Here is a 17,708-nt window from a genome sequence, read left to right on the forward strand (position 1 = left end):
CAAAGTAAACGTTTGCGACAGCATAAACGTTTCTTATCAGGCGATAAATTAAATCATCTGTGCAAAGCCCGTACGCCCGCCTAGAGTAACAACCCTGTCATTATGCCGGGTAATCACCATGACCACTCATTGCACCAGCACGGGCGAACGCCAGCGTGCGGTGAAAGCCGCACTAGGCCAACATCCTTTTGATTTACTGCTGACAAACGCTGCACTCATTGACATGGCAACCGGTGAGGTTCGCCACGTTGATGTCGGCATCGTTGGCTCGCTGATTGCCAGCGTTCACCCTTGCACCACAATGACTGACGCCTTGCTGACACAGGATTTGGCTGGTGCGTATCTGAGCCCTGGGTTGATCGATACCCATGTGCATGTTGAGAGCTCGCACTTGCCACCAGAACGCTATGCTGAGATCGTCGTCGCCCAGGGGACCACAACGATCTTCTGGGATCCGCACGAACTGGCCAACGTGCTCGGCGTTGCTGGCGTGCGTTATGCCGTTGATGCCAGCCGAGGCTTACCGCTCCGGGTGATCTGCGCTGCGCCCTCAAGCGTACCTTCCACACCAGGATTAGAAATGTCCGGGGCCGACTTTGGCGGCCAGGAGATGGAAACCATGCTGGCATGGCCGGAGGTCGGCGGCGTTGCCGAAGTCATGGATATGCATGGCGTACTCAACGGCAGCGACCGTATGCTCGAGATCCTTAATGCCGGGTTAAACAGCGGCAAGTTGATTGAAGGACATGCACGTGGATTGAGCGGTGCTCAACTACAAGCTTACCTGGCCGCAGGTGTTACTTCTGACCACGAACTGACCTCAGGGGCAGATGCGCTGGAAAAATTACGCGCAGGTCTGACGTTAGAAATAAGAGGCTCTCACCCTTACCTGCTGCCGGAGATCGTCGCAGCACTGAAAACGCTCCCGCATCTGTCCTCACAAGTCACAGTGTGCACCGACGATGTACCACCCGATATGCTGTTGGAAAAAGGCGGCATCGTGGCATTGCTTAATATGTTGATCGAACAAGGGTTACCGGCGACTGATGTGTTACGCATGGCTACGCTCAATGCCGCCATCCGCTTGCAGCGTAACGATCTCGGGCTGATTGCCGCAGGCCGTATCGCAGATCTGGTGGTATTCGATTCTCTGAAACACCTTAATGCCCGGCAGGTTTACGTCGCAGGAAAGCTGATGGCACAAGACGGCAAAATGCTGGCTCCCCTCAACGCTAACCCGGATGTCACGGCTCCGCGTAACACCTTGCAGCTGCAACCGCGAGTTGCAGACGATTTCATCCTGAAGGTTCCTGCGATCCGCCATGGCCAAGCGACTCTGCGCCACATCAAGGGTGCCCGTTTTACCCAGTGGGGAGAAAAAACGGTCGAAGTACGTGACGGTAACGTACAGATTCCAGAGGGTTTTAGCCTGATTTGGGTTCAGCATCGTCATGGACGTCACCAAGCCACGCCACAACTGGCGCTACTGGAAGGTTGGGGTGAACTGCGTGGCGCTATCGCCACCAGCTATTCGCATGATTCACACAATCTCGTGGTGCTGGGCCGCGATCCTGCCGACATGGCACTGGCCGCCAATACCCTCATCACCACGGGCGGCGGCATGGCCTTAAGTCAAAACGGTAAGATCCTGGCACAGGTGGCGATGCCGATTGCCGGCATGCTTTCGGATCTACCTGCCAGCGAATTGGCAAAACAGTTTAAAAACCTGCGCGCCATGAGCGCACTGATCGCTGACTGGGAGCCGCCTTACCGGGTTTTCAAAGCAATAGAAGGCACCTGTCTGGCATGCAACGCCGGACCACACCTGACCGATCTCGGCCTGACTGACGGCACAACGCGCCAGATTGTCGATCCACTGATCGCCTGCTGGGAAACACCAGCATAAACACAAACATAATAACAACAGATAACCTATAGATTTCAAGCTACGGCCAGCCGTTCAACATGAAATACGATAGGTATAGCGACGGGAGATTGCCATTATGGCAGAAAATTCAGTACCTGCTCCAACACCAGGGAGCTGGCTGCAGCGGCGTTTTCAACTGCACGCGCGGCAAAGTAATGTCAAAACCGAATGCCTGGCCGGGATCACCGGTTTTCTGGCTGCGGCCTATCTGCTGGTCGTGATCCCCGGGTTACTGGCTGTCGGAGGCATGGATAAAGGCGCCGTCACCACAGGCACCATTCTGGTGTTCGTGCTGGGTACCTTGCTGATGGCATTTTACGGCAATCTGCCGTTTATTGTTGGGCCGGGTATCGGTGGTTCGGTGCTGGTCGGTGTGACATTGGCAGGCAGTGAAGGCATTAGTTGGCAAATTGGTCTGGGTATCGCTTGTTGGTCCGGCATTTTATTTTTTGTCCTGACCCGGCTAGGGCTACGTGAAGTGGTCACCCGTTCGGTACCACAGTCGATCAAGCTTGGGCTAACGGCCTCGATCGGGCTGTTTGTTGCAATACTGGGGTTCCGCAACGCCGGGCTGGTACTGGCCAACGCAAAATCCAACGCGCTAATGCTGGGGGACTTCACTGCGCCCGGTGCATTGATTGCGCTGTGTGGCCTGTTTTTAGCGATTGCTCTGCAGGCCCGCCGCATCCCCGGCGCTATTCTCTGGGCGATCCTGGTCGCTACTCTGGTCGGCATCCCATTCGGCGTCACGCATTTGCCAACCAGCCTGATGGCCATGCCGCATTCATTGGCCCCGGTACTCGGCCATGTCGATCTGGTCGGCGCATTGAATATTGCCTTCTTACCCTATCTGTTCGTGTTTTTCGCTTCGGAGTTTTTCTCAACCATGGGCACGACGCTGGCTGTGGGGGGTGAGGCCGGATTGTTGGACGAGCACGGCAATATGCCGCACATCAACCGACCATTCATGGTGGACTCTATTGCCGCTGCCCTCGGTCCCTGTGTCGGTATTCCTGCTGCCACAGCGCTGATCGAGTCCTCTGCAGCGGCTGAAGCCGGCGGAAAAACCGGGCTAACCGCACTGGCGGCGGCGGTGATGTTTTTACTGATGCTGCTGTTCACACCGGTTGCCCTGATGATCCCGAAAGAAGCCACTGCACCAGCGCTGATTTTGATCGGCCTGAATATGTTCAGCGGGCTGCGCAAAGTCGACTTAGCCAACTTTACCGACGGCCTGCCGGTACTGATGATGGTAATGATCACATTGATCGCCAACAGCTTTGGCACAGGCATCGCAGGTGGGTTGTTGTTTTATATTATTATCAAGGTGATTGCCGGTAAGTGGCGTGAAGTACCTGTAGGTCTTTATCTGCTGGCGATCCCACTGGCGTACTACTTCGCCACGCTGGTTAAGCACTGAGGTGGAAAAGCTGGCGAGCCGTCGGCGCCGGCAGTATTTCTGCTGCGACATTATTAGCCTGGCAATGGCAAACGAGCGGGATGAAGGTTAAAGAGGCTGGTGTGACGCTGAAATTGGTGGAGGCCCTGCCAGCTACATCCCGGCACACACGTCACCTGCTACGGCTGCTTCCTTCCGGATCTGACCGAGTTCACAAGTTAGTGTTGCGGGAGAACCAACAGGGCCCCCATTGACGGCTTCTGTACTCTGAAGCGGTGGGCATTATCGGCTATGCCCCGCCAAATAGCAAGCCAACCCCGGCCAACCGCTGTTTTCTTACCCACCTCGCCTGTGGCACACTCTTCGCTTGGGATTTTACTCGCGCAGGAAGACACTATGGAACCAGAAGACGCCTCCTTCAGCCAACGCGTATTCCACGTGGTGGCCGCCATCCCCTATGGTAAGGTCACGACCTATGGAGAAGTCGCACAGCTGGCCGGCTCACCGCGTGCAGCTCGGCAAGTCGGCGGCGTACTCAGACGTTTGCCTGAAGGCAGCAGCCTCCCTTGGCACCGGGTCATTAACCGGCACGGGCAAATATCGCAGCAGGGAGAGGATTTCCAACGCCAGCGGCAGGCATTGCTTGAGGAGGGGATTATCTTCGGCAAACACAGCACGATTGATCTGCAGGTCTACGGCTGGCGCTGGTAGTAACAAAACAGCCTTTGGCCAGAGCGCAAAGGCTGTTCATCGTTTACTGCTTCAGACCTGCCGGATTATGGCATCGTTGTCGGGGCAGCCTGTGCGGCCATGCCCTGCACCGGAACCATCACCAAGTCAGCACGGGTGCCGTTACGATTCACCACTTCCTGAATGGTGTCGGTAATGAACATCATCCGACCATTTAACGTAATTGCCGCACTCAGGATAATGCGCGCATTAGGCTGTATATCGGACGGATTGTACGGCAGTACAAAATTAAACGGTGCCTGCTTGCCCTCGGTGCGAACGGCGCGCTGGGCGATCACTTTAGATGGCGCATCCGCCAGTGAGGCATCAGAGAGCGTAACGGTCAGTACCGCATCCGGCGGCAGCGCTATGCGCTGGCGAATGTTAACCGAACCTGTCACCGCCGGGCCCTGAATCTGCGTTTGCGCAATCGCTGCGTTTCCCGCGGTCGGTGTAGGCACTTTCGCGCTCTTTTGGGCACAACCCGCCAGGGCGATTGTTAATGCTGTTGCTCCACCTACGATTTGCCAGAGTTTCATGGATCGGTCTCCTTTTTTATTATCAACATGTTGGTGGCTTTCACCACCGCACTCATTAAACTTAGCACAAAATACTGAAAAATCCATTTAGTCCTGCCTATTAATCATTTAGCCCTCTAATAACGCTCAGTATTCAGTCCATTTTCCCTGCGCTTTAACGCAATATATTGACGTCTTGCCGTGATATTCCGCACACTGCTCAAAATGATTATAAAAGGGTAGTAACTTTATGAGCCAGGCACTGCAAAACCTCCTTGATCTGCTGGATCTGGAGAAAATTGAAGAAGGGTTGTTCCGTGGTCAAAGCGAAGACCTGGGACTACGTCAGGTATTCGGTGGCCAAGTCGTTGGCCAGGCACTGTATGCTGCCAAGCAAACCGTGCCGGCTGAGCGCAGCGTGCATTCATTCCACAGCTATTTCCTGCGCCCCGGCGACAGCAGTAAGCCGATTATTTATGACGTGGAAATCCTGCGTGACGGCAACAGCTTTAGCGCCCGCCGCGTCAGCGCTATCCAGCACGGCAAACCGATCTTCTATATGACGGCCTCTTTCCAAAGCCCAGAAGAAGGGTTTGAGCACCAGAACACCATGCCAGATGTGCCGCCTCCGGAAGGATTGATGTCTGAATCGGAGATTGCCCAGAAGCTGTCGCACATGTTGCCGGATAAAGTGCGCGAGAAGTTCATCGGCCAGAAACCGATTGAAATGCGCCCGGTCAAATTCCATAACCCATTGAAAGGCAGCGTGGAAGAACCGCACCGCTACGTGTGGTTCCGCGCCAATGGCACCATGCCGGACGATCTGCGTATCCATCAGTATTTGCTCGGCTATGCGTCTGACTTCAACTTCCTGCCAACCGCGCTACAGCCGCACGGCGTCGGGTTCCTGGAACCGGGCATGCAGGTCGCGACGATCGACCACTCAATGTGGTTCCACCGTCCATTCCGCATGGATGACTGGTTGCTGTACGTAGTGGAAAGCCCTTCTGCTTCCGGCGCCCGTGGCTTTGTACGCGGCCAATTCTATACCCGTGATGGCCAGCTGGTTGCGACGACGGTTCAGGAAGGCGTGATCCGCCAACGCGAAGCCTAATCGCCCACCAAAGAAAAAGGGCGATGTCACCATCGCCCTTTTTGCATCATCATTATTTTTCGAGTTATTTAGCGCACTGCCCTTCTTCAAGGCTTATTGGTTGTAGGCACTCTCGCCATGGCTGTTGACGTCCAGACCTTCGCGCTCCTGCTCTTCCGGCACGCGCAGACCGACAATAGCCCCTGCCACTTTGAAAGCGATAAAGGCAGCCACTCCAGACCAGACCAGGGTTATCACGACACTCAACAACTGGATCCACACCTGATGGCCCATAGTAACGCCTTCTGCGTAGCCCGTACCGCCCAGCGAAGCAGAGGTGAACACACCTGTCAGCAGACAGCCGACGATGCCACAGACGCCATGCACGCCGAACACGTCACAGGTATCATCAACTTTCAGCCATTTTTTCAGCGTGACCACACCCCACAGACCGGCAATGCCGCCGACCAGGCCGATAATCAACGCCCCGCCAACACCCACGGTGCCCGCAGCCGGTGTTATCGCAACCAGCCCGGCGATCATGCCGGAACAAGCACCCAACAGTGAAGGTTTGCCACGCACAATCCACTCAGCGAAGGTCCATGAGAGAATCGCGCCCGCAGTAGCCACCACGGTATTCAGGAACGCCAGGGCCGCAACACCGTTAGCCGCGCTGGCAGAACCGGCGTTAAAGCCAAACCAACCGATGTACAGGATGGACGCACCGGTAAACACCATTGGCAAGTTGTGCGGCTTGAAGGCTTCTTTACCGAAACCCGCGCGCTTGCCCAGCAGGTAAGCGCCAATCAGACCGGCACTGGCCGCGTTGATGTGCACGACGGTACCACCGGCAAAGTCCAGTGCACCATCTGTAGCGAGCAAACCACCGCCCCACACCATATGGGCAATTGGCAGGTAAGAAATGGTGAACCAAATTGCCGCGAAGATCACTACCGCAGAGAAACGGATTCGTTCGGCAAAGCCCCCCACAACCAGCGCAACGGTAATACAGGCAAATGAGCACTGGAATGCCACGTGGATCATTTGGTTAAAGGTGCCGGTAACGCTGTCGATGCCAATGCCCTTCAGCATCGCCGTCTGGAAGCCACCGAAGAACGCATTGCCTTCGCTGAAAGCCAGACTGTAGCCATAAAGCACCCATAACACGCACACCAATGCGAAGGTGACTGTCACTTGGGTCAACATGGAAAGCACGTTCTTGGAACGCAGCAAACCGCCGTAAAACAACGCGACGCCCGGCAAGGTCATGAACAGCACCAAAGCGGTGCAAATCATCATGAAGGCGTTGTCAGCCTTGTCTGCGACCGCCGGAGCGGCCAGGGCCAAAGAAGGAACCATGGTTACCGTACTCAGGCCCAACATGGATAAAAGTTTTTTCATTATCAATCCATCCCCATTACTTTACTGAGCCTGTGATTACAGTGCTGCTTCATCTGTTTCGCCGGTGCGAATGCGAATGACACGTTGCAATTCGGCAACGAAAATTTTGCCGTCACCTATTTTGCCGGTGTAGGCCGCTTTACTAATGACATCAACCACTTCATCTAACTGGTCGTCAGCGATAGCAATGTCGATTTTTACTTTGGGTAAGAAGTTGACGCTGTACTCGGCTCCGCGATACAGCTCAGCATGCCCTTTCTGACGACCAAAGCCTTTCACTTCGCTTACGGTCAGCCCCTGAATACCTACAGAGGATAGGGCTTCACGCACGTCCTCCAGCTTGAATGGTTTAATCACCACGGTCACCAGCTTCATATTGCCTCTCCACGAATTAAGCCCAAACTCACCCCGGGTACGAGTCTTATAAAGCAAAGGCTATGCCACAAATGATTTTGTACGCTAATTCAGCAAATTAACCGGCAGGACGGCGATCCGTTGCACTGCAGGTCGCCGCCAATGCGCCAGCGCACAGAAGATTGATTAAATATTGCGCACTATTTTGGTGCGTGACGCGTCGAAAAAGTGCAGAGAAAGGGATTTAAAAAGCCGTGATGCCTGTTTGTGGTGCGTAGGAGTGGGAAAAGTAAGAGGCCGCCAAAGCGGCCCCAGGCATTACGCCGTTTGTGTTTCTTCGCGGTTAGCGGCGGCCAGTTCTTCCCCCACCAATTGCAGCTGATACATCTGGTAGTAACGTCCCTGCTGCGCCAGCAGTTGCTGATGATTGCCCTGCTCGACGGCCTGACCACGGTGCAGCACCAGAATAGTATCCGCATCCACAATGGTCGACAGACGATGAGCGATCACCACCAGCGTGGTATGTTCGCGAATCAAGCGCAGTGCGCGCTGAATCGCCTGTTCCGTTCCCGAATCAATGTTGGCTGTCGCCTCATCCAGGATCAAGATTTGCGGTGCCTGCACCAACACCCTGGCCATCGCCAGCAGCTGTTTCTGGCCCACAGAAAGATTGTTACCTTGCTCACCCAGGCGCGTATGAATACCCTGCGGGAAGCCGCGCACCAGCTCAGCCAGTTGAACCCTTTCCAGCGCTTGCCAGACGGCTTCCTCACTGATATTGCGCCCCAGGGTAACGTTAGCCAGCACTGACTCGGCAATCACTACCGGATCCTGCTGCACCATCGCCACGCCCTGACGCAACGTACGGTGTGACAGACTGGCCAGCGGACGCCCATCGAGACGCACCTCTCCCTGGTTAACGGGGTAGTAGCCCATTAACAGATTGGCCAACGTACTCTTACCGCTGCCGGTATGCCCGACCAGCGCCACAAAACCACGCGACGGCACCGACAGCGAAATATGCTGCAGCACCTTTTTGTCATCACGGTAGGCAAAGCTCAGATCGTCTATATCTATGCGCCCGCTTTCCAGCGGGCGTTCATCCGTGCCGTAACTCTGCTGCTGACGATCCATCAATTCGAAAATACGCTCGCCGGCGACAACTGCCTGCTGCAAGATAGATTGCTGCGCCGTCAGCTCTATCAGCGGCTCATTCAGACGCCCCAGATAGTTGATAAAGGCATACAACACCCCAACGCCGATCGCTCCCTCACCACTGAAGCCGAACAGCATCAACAGGCCACACAGCACGAGCGCCGAAAACAGGCTGAGCAGTGGACGCAAAAGAAAACCATCCAACCGCAAGGTTTGCATGCGGGCGGTATAATGAGAACGACTGGCGGCGCTCATGCGTTCGCCAAAGCGAAGCTGCTGACGGAACTGCTGAATGACCCCCATACCGTTGATCACTTCGTTAAAGCCATCGTTAATGTCTGCCAGATAACTACGTACCCGCCGCACAATCGGTATGCTGTAATATTGATAAATCCCCATCACCACAAACACCGCAGGAAAGATGCAGATCGCCACCAGTGCCATACGCCAGTCGAGGCTAAACATCGCCACCAGCATGGCGCCAATCAGCGCAGCACTTTTCAATACGGTGGACACAACCATCACGTACAGATCTTTGATCACTTCCGTGTCGTTGGTTACCCGCGAGATTAACTGCCCGACCGGCTGCGTATCAAAAGCACTCAGCGGCTGGCGTAACGCGGCATCCATCACGTCCGTACGCAGGCGTTGAACCACCCCGACTGCCGCCTGGTTGAACAGCAACGCCTGAAAATAGTGTAGCGCTGCTGCGAGCAGTTCCAACAGAATATAGGCGGCTGCCAGCCCACAGACGATCATCAACGGCAGCTGGCCCTTGGCAACATAGTTATCGATAAAGTAGCTGACCAGAATGGGTCCGGCGACTTCCGCCGCTGCTGCGACCCACAGCATTAACACCGCCAACCCCAGCGGTTTCCGGTACGGCGATCCATAAGCCAGCAACCGTTTCAGCGTCGGCCACAGCTTTTGCACCTTATTCATTGGGTAACATCTCCTCACCGCTTTCAGGAGCCTCATCGAGTGCCGCTTCCAGTTGCTGATAACGATACATATCGCGATACCAACCGGGTTGAGCCGCCAGCGACGCATGCTGGCCACGTTGCGCCACGCTACCGTGCTGTATCACCAGAATTTCACTGGCTTCGGTCAACGCCGAGAGCCGGTGTGCGCTGATAATCACCGTCCGGTTTTGTCCCCAGCTACGCAGGTTATGCAGAATTTGATGTTCAGTACGGCCATCCACTGCCGACAGCGCATCATCAAGGATCAGGATTTCCGCATCCAGCAACAGGGCTCGGGCAATAGAAATACGCTGTTTCTGCCCGCCGGACAGCATCACGCCACGCTCGCCCACTTCGGTTTCATACCCCTGCGGCAGACGCAAAATATCCTCATGTACGCTGGCCAGCCGAGCTGCTCGCTCAATTTGTTCCTGCGTCGCACCCGGATTCCCCAGCGCAATGTTGTTTGCCACGCTGTCAGAAAACAAGAACGGCGTCTGGCTAACCACAGACAAGCGTGAACGCCAATCGTCGAGCTTCACCTGCGTCAACGGCAACCCCTGATAGCTGATTTGGCCATCATCAATATCAAACTGACGCTGGATCAACGACAGCAACGTCGATTTACCGGCACCGGTCGGCCCACACAGCCCAAGCATTTGTCCTGGCTCCAGTTTCAATACCACATTGTGCAGTGCCGAATGCGTATTGCCCGGGTAGTGGAACGCCCGGATATCGACGGCCAGACTGCCTCGCCCTGCTGGCAACCTATGCTCGCCATCGGTTACCGCGGGTGCTTCGTCCAGCAGACTGCGAATACGGCTATAGGCCGCGCTGCCGCGCTCGACAATGTTGAACATCCAGGCCAGCGCCAACATGGGCCAAATCATCAGGCCAAGATACATGACGAAACTGGTCAGTTGCCCCAGCGTCATAGAACCGTTTACCACCATCCAACTGCCGCCGCCGATCGCCAACAGATTGGCGGTACCGATGGCGATATAAATCGTCGGGTCAAAACGGGCATCCACCCGCGCCACATGCATATTTTTGGCGCCAGTTTGGGCTGCCACTTCAGCAAACTGATTGGACTGATGATCTTCCAGGCCAAACGCCTTGATCATCCGAATACTGGTCATGCTTTCCTGCGCCTGATCGTTCAGGCTGGAGAACGCGGCCTGCGCTGATTTAAAGCGTTGGTGCAACTGATCGCCATAATACTTGATAACGATCGCCATGATCGGCATGGGAATGAGCGATATCAGGGTGAGCTGCCAGCTAATTTGGGTGCTCATTACCACCAATACAGCCAACCCCATCACCAGCGAATCCACCAGTGTTAATACACCTTCACCGGCAGCGAACACCACCCGATCGACGTCGTTGGTGGCACGCGCCATCAGATCGCCCGTGCGGTGACGCAGATAGAAGGCCGGGTTCTGACGGCTAAGTTGGCGATAAAAGTTTTCACGCAGTTCAACGGCGAGCTGATAGGACGCGCCAAACAGCAATACCCGCCACACATAGCGCAACAGGTAAACAACCACCGCGGTGCCGAGCATTAGCCCCAGCCATGCCATCAGCACCCCACCGGACATCTGTTTTTCGGTGATGCCATCCACAATGATCCCCACCAGCTTGGGCGGCAACAATTGCAGTATGGCAATGATGATCAGCAGCACCACCGCCCCTAAGTAGCGGCGCCACTCGCGGCGGAAATACCAGCCGATTTGAGCAAATAGTCTCACGCAGTTTTATTCCAAGATGTAGATGTAATCGTTTTTTCTCTCGATCTGCCTCAGCAGAGTAGGATACCACCGTTACTTCGCCGATTTGGTGAACTTTTCACTCAGGAACCGGCAGTGCAGTGGTGTATTTGATCTTTTCCATCGCGAAGCTGGAAGTCACGTCGATCAGCCCCGGCACACCGTTCACCAGGCGCTTGTAAAAGCTGTCGTAGCTCTTCATATCTGCCACTTCTACCTGCATCAGGTAATCGTATTCTCCCGCCATGCGGTAAAACGCCAGCACCTCCGGCATCTGCTTGGTCAGTTGCACAAACTGTTGATACCACTCGCTGCTGTGCTGCTGCGTTTTGATCAGTACAAATGCCGTCAGACCCAAACCGAGCTTTTCGTTATCGAGTAGCGCAACCCGTCCACGGATATAGCCCTCCTCTTCCAACCGCTTGAGCCTTTTCCAGCAGGGTGTCGACGTCAGATTGACCGCATCCGCCAGTGCCTGTAACGGCTGCGTGCAATCCTGCTGCAGCATGCAAAGTAATTTACGGTCTGTTTTATCTAACATATCGACAACCAGGAGAATAATTTTCTCCCATTAGGCGATTAAACAGGAAAAATGGCAATCCTTTTTTCTCAGCGGCGGGCTATATTATGCGGTAAATAAGCTCCCCTATTCTGAGGCCAGATGATGACAAATTCTTGGGTAAAATATGCTATCGGTGAAATAGAAGCGGATTTTCAACGCTCCGCCGACACGCACCTGATCCGCCTGAACCTGCCTGAATTTCCTGGTATCTGCCTGTACCTGAAAGACGAAAGTACGCACCCGACCGGCAGCCTGAAGCACCGCCTGGCGCGCTCGCTGTTCCTGTACGGCCTGTGCAACGGCTGGATCACCGAAAACACCACCATAATCGAGGCATCATCCGGCAGTACAGCGGTGTCAGAAGCCTACTTCGCCAGATTAATTGGCTTGCCTTTTATTGCTGTGATGCCTTCCTGTACCGCGCGCCGCAAAGTTGAGCAGATTGCCTTCTATGGTGGCCGATGTCACTTCGTCGATCATGCAGCGCAGATTTACGCCGTCTCCGAGCAACTGGCGAAAGAGCTTAACGGCCACTACATGGATCAGTTCACTTACGCAGAACGTGCTACCGACTGGCGTGGCAACAACAACATCGCCGACAGTATTTTCCGCCAAATGGCTCGCGAACCTTTCCCGGTCCCTAAACACATCGTCATGAGCGCCGGCACCGGCGGTACCTCAGCAACGCTGGGCCGCTACATCCGCTATCAGGGGCACGACACAAGCCTGATGGTGGTCGATCCGGAAAACTCGGTGTTCTATGATTGTTTCCACCAGCGTGACCGTACCCTGATTGGCAGTTGCGGCAGCCGAATTGAAGGCATTGGCCGCCCTCGCGCCGAGCCATCATTTATCCCTTCCGTGGTCGATAGCATGTTGCGCGTGCCTGATGCCGCCAGTGTTGCGACTATCCATTGGCTGGAGACGGTCCTGGGACGCAAAGTGGGCGCATCCACCGGCACTAACGTCTGGGGCGCATTACAGCTGGCAAAACAGATGCGGGAAAACGGCGAGCAGGGTTCCATCGTCACCTTACTGTGCGACAGTGGCGAACGTTATTTGGATACCTACTACAACGAAGAATGGGTCAGCAACAATATCGGCGATCTGACCCCCTATCTGGCGCAGTTGGCAGATTTGTAATCAGCAATAATCCCCAATGGCTTTCGAGTTGCAGCCAACAACGCTGCGGCTTGAAAGATGCCGGGTATAAAAAAAGCCGGGTAAGTCTTACCCGGCGGCCGCCAATAAAACCTCATAATTCGGGGGAATAGGTGAGGCAAGGTGAACGCAGCCAATGTTGCAAATAGTGAGCCACCGCCTGCTGTTCGCAGTGGCCGATAACCTGTAGCTGTGGCAATAACGACTTCAGCTGTGGCAACGCGTTGCCCATCACCACACCGTGCCCTACTGCCGCCAGCATCTCCTTGTCGTTCATCGCATCACCAAACGCCATGCAGTCCGCCATTTTCAGCCCCAGATGACGGCTTAAGGTGTCCAGCGCTGAGCCCTTATTGCAGCCCAACGGCAAAACCTCCAGGCATTCATAAGCGGAGAAGCAAAGATCAACGCGGGCGGCAAAATGTTGCCGCAGTTGTACCTGAAGCTTCAGCAGTTCTTCATGCGGCCCAGCAAAGCAGACCTTGCTGTTGCCAAACGCCGGCAAGCGCCGCACTTCGGTAAGTTGGTAATGGAAACCACTCAAGTGGTGCGCCCGTAGCATCGCCTCCGGCACCGCGAACTCCGTCATCCAGCCTTCGTCACGAAATACGTGCATACTGGCTTCGGTGCACCAATGGGTATGCAAGACCTCTTCAGCAATATCGGCAGGCAAATCGGTGGCGTGCAGCTGCTGCCCCTGATTATCATAGACCCGTGTACCGTTGCCCGTAATCAGATACCCTTGCAGACCCAGCTGCGCCATGATCGGCTGTGCATCCAGGTAGTGACGCCCTGTCGCGAAAGTGACAAACATCTCTCGCTCAACAAGCTGCTTTAGCACCGCCAGAGTTTCCGGCCCAACCCGGTGATCCGGTGTCAACAAAGTGCCATCCATATCAAAAGCCGCCAGGCGATACATAAAGACCTCGTGAATGTGAACGCGATTACAGTCCCTGCAGTATGAGATGGTATTTGCGGAAGTAATAGTGAACAATTCTGGAAAACTGTTCCGGATTTGGATTTCCCCTCATGCGCCTGACCCACCGCCTCAGCCAATATCAACGCCTGTACCAGCAACTTGGCGGTACGCCAGTCGCCATCACCATCAGCGAACTGGCGGCCATGTTCTATTGCAGTGAGCGCCATGCCCGCACGCTGGTGCAACAGTTGCAGGATCAAGGCTGGCTAAGTTGGCAGTCGCAGCCTGGGCGGGGAAAGCGTGCACGGCTGCATTGCCTGAAAACACCTGATGAACTCCGCGCCGCCCACCTGCAAAGGCTATTACAGGACGGCGATCATCAGGGTGCATTGGAAATGGCGCAGTTGGACCCACAACATTTGCAGGAATTACTCAATCCACACCTCGGCGGCCAATGGCAGGCAGGTAGCCCAACGTTGCGTATCCCCTACTACCGTACGCTGGAGTCTCTGGATCCGCTGACGCTCACTGGCCGTGCCGAACAGCATTTGGTTGCCACTCTGCATGCCGGCCTGACGCGCTTTATTACCGGTAATACCGAACCGCAATCAGATCTGGCTCATCACTGGCAAACCAGCCATGACGGTTTACGTTGGCAGTTCTTTCTGCGCAGCCAATTGCGCTGGCACAACGGCGAACCCTTGACCGGGCAACAACTTTTACAAACACTGGAAAAACTGCTGAAGCATCCGCGTAGCCAACCCAGTCTGGCCAACGTCGCCACGCTCAGTCTGCCGCATGCGCTGTGTCTGCAGTTTGATTTACACTCCCCAGATTACTGGTTGGCGCACCGACTGGCAGAGCTGCCTTGCCTGCTCACCCACCCCGATACGCCGAGCATGGGCGCAGGCCCATTTAAGCTAACGCTCAACGAGCCTCATTTGGTGAGGTTGGAACAACACCCGTTTTACCATTTGCAGCATCCTTATCTGGAAAGCATTGAGTATTGGATCACACCGGAACTGCAAAACGGCGATGCATATACCAGTTGCCAACACCCCGTACGTATTACCATTGGCCAGCAGGAGGACTTGGCGCTGGCGCGGCCGGTACAGCGCAGTATGAGCCTGGGTTGGTGCTATCTGGCGGTGAATTTAAAACATGGCGAGCTCAGTGAGGCGCAAGGGAAAAAGCTGCTGATGTTGATCCAACAATCCGGCTTACTGGCCAATCTGCCGGTTCCAAACAGTGTCATCACCCCCAGCCACGAAATGCTTCCCGGTTGGGCGATCCCACAACATCACGTTGAGGAGGGTATTACCCTGCCGGCCAAACTGAAGCTGCTGTACCGGCCCCCTGTGGAGCTGGAAACGGTCACCGTTGCGTTACAACAGCTGTTGGCACGACACGGTTGCGAACTGGAGGTGTGTTACTACGCGGGCAAACGCTGGCAAAGCGCCGAGCAAATCGAGCAGGCCGACATGCTGCTTGCGGACAACTTAATTGGGGAGTCGCCGGAGGCAACGTTAGAAAGCTGGCTACGGCAAGATACGCTGTGGCGCGGTATCCTGCCCGACTCTCGCTGGCAACATCAGCAACAGACGCTGCAACAGATCCAACAACGACCAGCACAACAACAACGTCATGAGCAGTTAAAAGATTACTATCGGCAACTGATGACAGCGGCGATCATCACTCCCCTGTTCCACTACCAATATCAGATCAGCGCGCCACCGCGTATCCATGGCGTCACATTGACCGCCCACGGTTGGTTCGACTTCTGCCAAGCCTGGTTACCACCACCGGTGGAGGATACAGAGCCGCCCTCAGCAGACTGAGCATGGGTGCGGCCCTGCGGTATCCAGCTATTTCTGCTACCATTGCTGCCGCAACGCATTTTTATCCTGCCGCCCGATTGTGTGTCGGGAAAGGCCAAATCCAATAAGGTGATTTTATGAAGCGCGCGGTTGTCGTTTTTAGCGGTGGACAAGATTCCACGACCTGCTTGATCCAGGCATTACAACAGTATGACGAAGTTCACTGCGTTACCTTCGATTACGGCCAGCGCCATCGCGCTGAGATTGAGGTGGCTCAGGCGTTGTCGGTAGCTCTGGGAGCCAAAGCGCACAAACTGCTGGATGTCGGCCTTCTCAACGAATTGGCGATCAGTAGCCTGACCCGTGACAATATCCCGGTACCCGCCTACAACCCAGATGAAAAGAATGCGCTACCGAGTACCTTTGTGCCGGGCCGCAACATTTTGTTCCTGACGCTAGCGGCTATCTATGCTTATCAGGTTGAAGCCGAAGCCGTGATCACTGGCGTGTGTGAAACCGATTTTTCCGGCTACCCGGACTGCCGCGACGAATTTGTCAAAGCATTGAATCACGCGATAGTGCTGGGTATCGCGCGTGATATCCGTTTTGAAACACCGCTGATGTGGTTGAACAAGGCAGAAACCTGGGCGCTGGCGGATTACTACCATCAATTGGCGTTGGTGCAGCAAGAAACGCTGACCTGCTACAACGGCATTAAAGGCAACGGCTGTGGCGAATGTGCCGCCTGCCATCTGCGCGCTAACGGCCTGCAGCAGTACCAAATCAACAAAGCCGAAGTCATGGCAAGTCTGAAACAGAAGACCGGCCTGGTCTGAAGGAAGATAACCTGAATAGGTGAGTTGCATCGAGGCAGCTAGCAAGCCGTCGCTACTATGGATGCAACTTGCCGCATGATGGGTAGAACGGCGGCAGCATTGCCGCCCGTTATTTTACTGATCCTCTTCCGGCTGCGTGAATACCTGCAAGTGTTCGCGCAGTTGCCCTTCAATAGGCAGCGCCCGCTGAGTTTTTAGATCCACACAAACAAAGGTCAGCATTGCGTCTGCAACCGGCGAGCCTGTAGCATCTTGTATCACCTTCTGGCTCAGCACACCGCTTTTGCTGTTTAGCTGCACCATCTGGCTGTCGATACGCAGTTTGTCTCCTAACAACGCCGGCGTGCGGTAGTTTATATTGATGTTCACCACGATAAAGGCAATGTTGTTTTGCGTCATCCAACGGAAGCCTTCCTGATTCTCCAGCCAATCCCAGCGCGCCTCTTCCAAAAACTCCAGATAGCGGGCGTTATTAACATGCTGATAAAAATCAAGATGATAACCACGGACTTTGATAAAGGTATGGTGCATAGTGTACGGCCGCTCCTGCCTGGTGATTACAGTAAAGAAGGAGCCGCTGGCGGCTCCTTTACGCGTTTGGTCAACTCGCCAAACTGGTAAGACCTGTAAAATGTAGCAGAGGAAAAAGAGCTGTATGGGCACTTTGCCACTCAGCTGTGAGTAACATCACATTTTGAGCCGTGCACGATTCATTTCAAATAAGGCAGGCCCAATGCCCGGCACTTCCTGGAGCTGTTCAATCTGTGTAAAGGGGCCATGCTGTTCACGATAGCGCACTATGCTCTCCGCTTTCTTCAGCCCCACGCCCTTCAGCACGCTCGCCAGTTGTTCGGCATCCCCCTGATTAATACTGACCGACGCCTCTTTATTGGCAGTCACACCGGGCTCGGTGCTTTGCCCTGCTTTAACCGGCTGTGTTGATAACACCGGTTGCCCGGTAGCCGCTTTCTCTTCCGCCGCCAGTGTCGGCCCTGCAAGGCAGATCAGGGCTGCCATCAACAACGCTTTAATGCTCAAGCCACGGCCATTAGCCGCTTTTATTTCTGTAAGTTGCATGCTGTATCCTCCTTGTGTTTAACAGCAAGCTC

At 54.9% G+C, this 17,708-nt stretch carries 16 protein-coding genes and 1 other RNA gene; 7 read left to right on the forward strand and 10 right to left on the reverse strand.

Annotation, left to right across the window (positions count from 1 at the left end):
• Window positions 1-118 precede the first annotated feature (118 nt).
• Window positions 119-1,906 (forward strand): adenine deaminase, encoded by a 1,788-nt coding sequence (locus tag AC2FC2_RS10625; RefSeq protein WP_490659194.1) that lies wholly within the window; start codon window positions 119-121, stop codon window positions 1,904-1,906.
• A 97-nt stretch (window positions 1,907-2,003) separates the two neighbouring features.
• The gene (locus AC2FC2_RS10630) at window positions 2,004-3,347 is read left to right on the forward strand and encodes an NCS2 family permease (protein WP_490659195.1); all 1,344 of its coding nucleotides are present in this window, start codon (window positions 2,004-2,006) and stop codon (window positions 3,345-3,347) included.
• Window positions 3,348-3,470: 123 nt separating this feature from the next.
• On the opposite strand, the gene ffs is transcribed toward AC2FC2_RS10630, so the two are convergent.
• An RNA gene (gene ffs / locus AC2FC2_RS10635) (signal recognition particle sRNA small type) lies at window positions 3,471-3,567 on the reverse strand.
• A 155-nt stretch (window positions 3,568-3,722) separates the two neighbouring features.
• On the opposite strand from ffs, the gene AC2FC2_RS10640 reads away from it, so the two are divergent.
• Window positions 3,723-4,037 carry an MGMT family protein gene (locus tag AC2FC2_RS10640; RefSeq protein ID WP_245209923.1) on the forward strand — a complete coding sequence of 105 codons (315 nt, stop codon included), beginning with the start codon at window positions 3,723-3,725 and terminating at the stop codon, window positions 4,035-4,037.
• A 65-nt stretch (window positions 4,038-4,102) separates the two neighbouring features.
• On the opposite strand, the gene AC2FC2_RS10645 is transcribed toward AC2FC2_RS10640, so the two are convergent.
• Window positions 4,103-4,594, reverse strand: a complete 492-nt coding sequence (locus AC2FC2_RS10645; RefSeq protein ID WP_209636512.1) for a YbaY family lipoprotein — start codon at window positions 4,592-4,594, stop codon at window positions 4,103-4,105.
• 229 nt (window positions 4,595-4,823) lie between these two features.
• On the opposite strand from AC2FC2_RS10645, the gene tesB reads away from it, so the two are divergent.
• On the forward strand, window positions 4,824-5,687 hold the full coding sequence (tesB, locus tag AC2FC2_RS10650; protein WP_209636514.1) for an acyl-CoA thioesterase II: 864 nt from the start codon (window positions 4,824-4,826) through the stop codon (window positions 5,685-5,687).
• 93 nt (window positions 5,688-5,780) lie between these two features.
• Here tesB and amtB read toward each other — a convergent pair whose 3' ends face one another.
• The 5 genes from amtB to AC2FC2_RS10675 form a co-directional block, all read right to left on the reverse strand.
• On the reverse strand, window positions 5,781-7,067 hold the full coding sequence (gene amtB / locus AC2FC2_RS10655; RefSeq protein WP_209636515.1) for an ammonium transporter AmtB: 1,287 nt from the start codon (window positions 7,065-7,067) through the stop codon (window positions 5,781-5,783).
• A 36-nt stretch (window positions 7,068-7,103) separates the two neighbouring features.
• Window positions 7,104-7,442, reverse strand: coding sequence for a P-II family nitrogen regulator (glnK, locus tag AC2FC2_RS10660; protein WP_012005549.1), 339 nt, complete (start codon window positions 7,440-7,442; stop codon window positions 7,104-7,106).
• A 297-nt stretch (window positions 7,443-7,739) separates the two neighbouring features.
• Complete coding sequence (locus tag AC2FC2_RS10665; RefSeq protein ID WP_209636516.1) at window positions 7,740-9,518, reverse strand: SmdB family multidrug efflux ABC transporter permease/ATP-binding protein; 1,779 nt, start codon at window positions 9,516-9,518, stop codon at window positions 7,740-7,742.
• Window positions 9,511-11,286, reverse strand: a complete 1,776-nt coding sequence (locus AC2FC2_RS10670) for a SmdA family multidrug ABC transporter permease/ATP-binding protein (RefSeq protein WP_209636518.1) — start codon at window positions 11,284-11,286, stop codon at window positions 9,511-9,513. The genes AC2FC2_RS10665 and AC2FC2_RS10670 overlap by 8 nt, the downstream gene beginning before the upstream one ends.
• 97 nt (window positions 11,287-11,383) lie before the next feature.
• Window positions 11,384-11,845, reverse strand: coding sequence for an Lrp/AsnC family transcriptional regulator (locus tag AC2FC2_RS10675; RefSeq protein ID WP_061806800.1), 462 nt, complete (start codon window positions 11,843-11,845; stop codon window positions 11,384-11,386).
• A 123-nt stretch (window positions 11,846-11,968) separates the two neighbouring features.
• On the opposite strand from AC2FC2_RS10675, the gene AC2FC2_RS10680 reads away from it, so the two are divergent.
• Entirely contained in the window at window positions 11,969-13,009 is a 1,041-nt protein-coding gene (locus AC2FC2_RS10680) for a PLP-dependent cysteine synthase family protein (RefSeq protein WP_209636920.1), read from the forward strand.
• Window positions 13,010-13,121: 112 nt separating this feature from the next.
• Here the strand turns inward: AC2FC2_RS10680 and cof are convergent, their stop codons facing one another.
• Entirely contained in the window at window positions 13,122-13,946 is an 825-nt protein-coding gene (gene cof / locus AC2FC2_RS10685) for an HMP-PP phosphatase (RefSeq protein WP_490659196.1), read from the reverse strand.
• A 110-nt stretch (window positions 13,947-14,056) separates the two neighbouring features.
• Between cof and AC2FC2_RS10690 the strand changes: the two genes are divergently transcribed.
• Window positions 14,057-15,784 carry an SgrR family transcriptional regulator gene (locus AC2FC2_RS10690; RefSeq protein WP_490659197.1) on the forward strand — a complete coding sequence of 576 codons (1,728 nt, stop codon included), beginning with the start codon at window positions 14,057-14,059 and terminating at the stop codon, window positions 15,782-15,784.
• Window positions 15,785-15,900: 116 nt separating this feature from the next.
• Window positions 15,901-16,599: a 7-cyano-7-deazaguanine synthase QueC gene (gene queC, locus AC2FC2_RS10695; RefSeq protein WP_265554573.1), complete on the forward strand. Its 699-nt coding sequence runs from the start codon at window positions 15,901-15,903 to the stop codon at window positions 16,597-16,599.
• Between the two features lie 114 nt (window positions 16,600-16,713).
• Here queC and AC2FC2_RS10700 read toward each other — a convergent pair whose 3' ends face one another.
• Window positions 16,714-17,130: an acyl-CoA thioesterase gene (locus tag AC2FC2_RS10700; protein ID WP_265554575.1), complete on the reverse strand. Its 417-nt coding sequence runs from the start codon at window positions 17,128-17,130 to the stop codon at window positions 16,714-16,716.
• A gap of 156 nt (window positions 17,131-17,286) precedes the next feature.
• Window positions 17,287-17,676: a ComEA family DNA-binding protein gene (locus AC2FC2_RS10705; RefSeq protein ID WP_265554577.1), complete on the reverse strand. Its 390-nt coding sequence runs from the start codon at window positions 17,674-17,676 to the stop codon at window positions 17,287-17,289.
• Window positions 17,677-17,708: the final 32 nt, after the last annotated feature.

This window comes from Serratia sp. CoH_122_TC_1, from assembly GCF_058191755.1.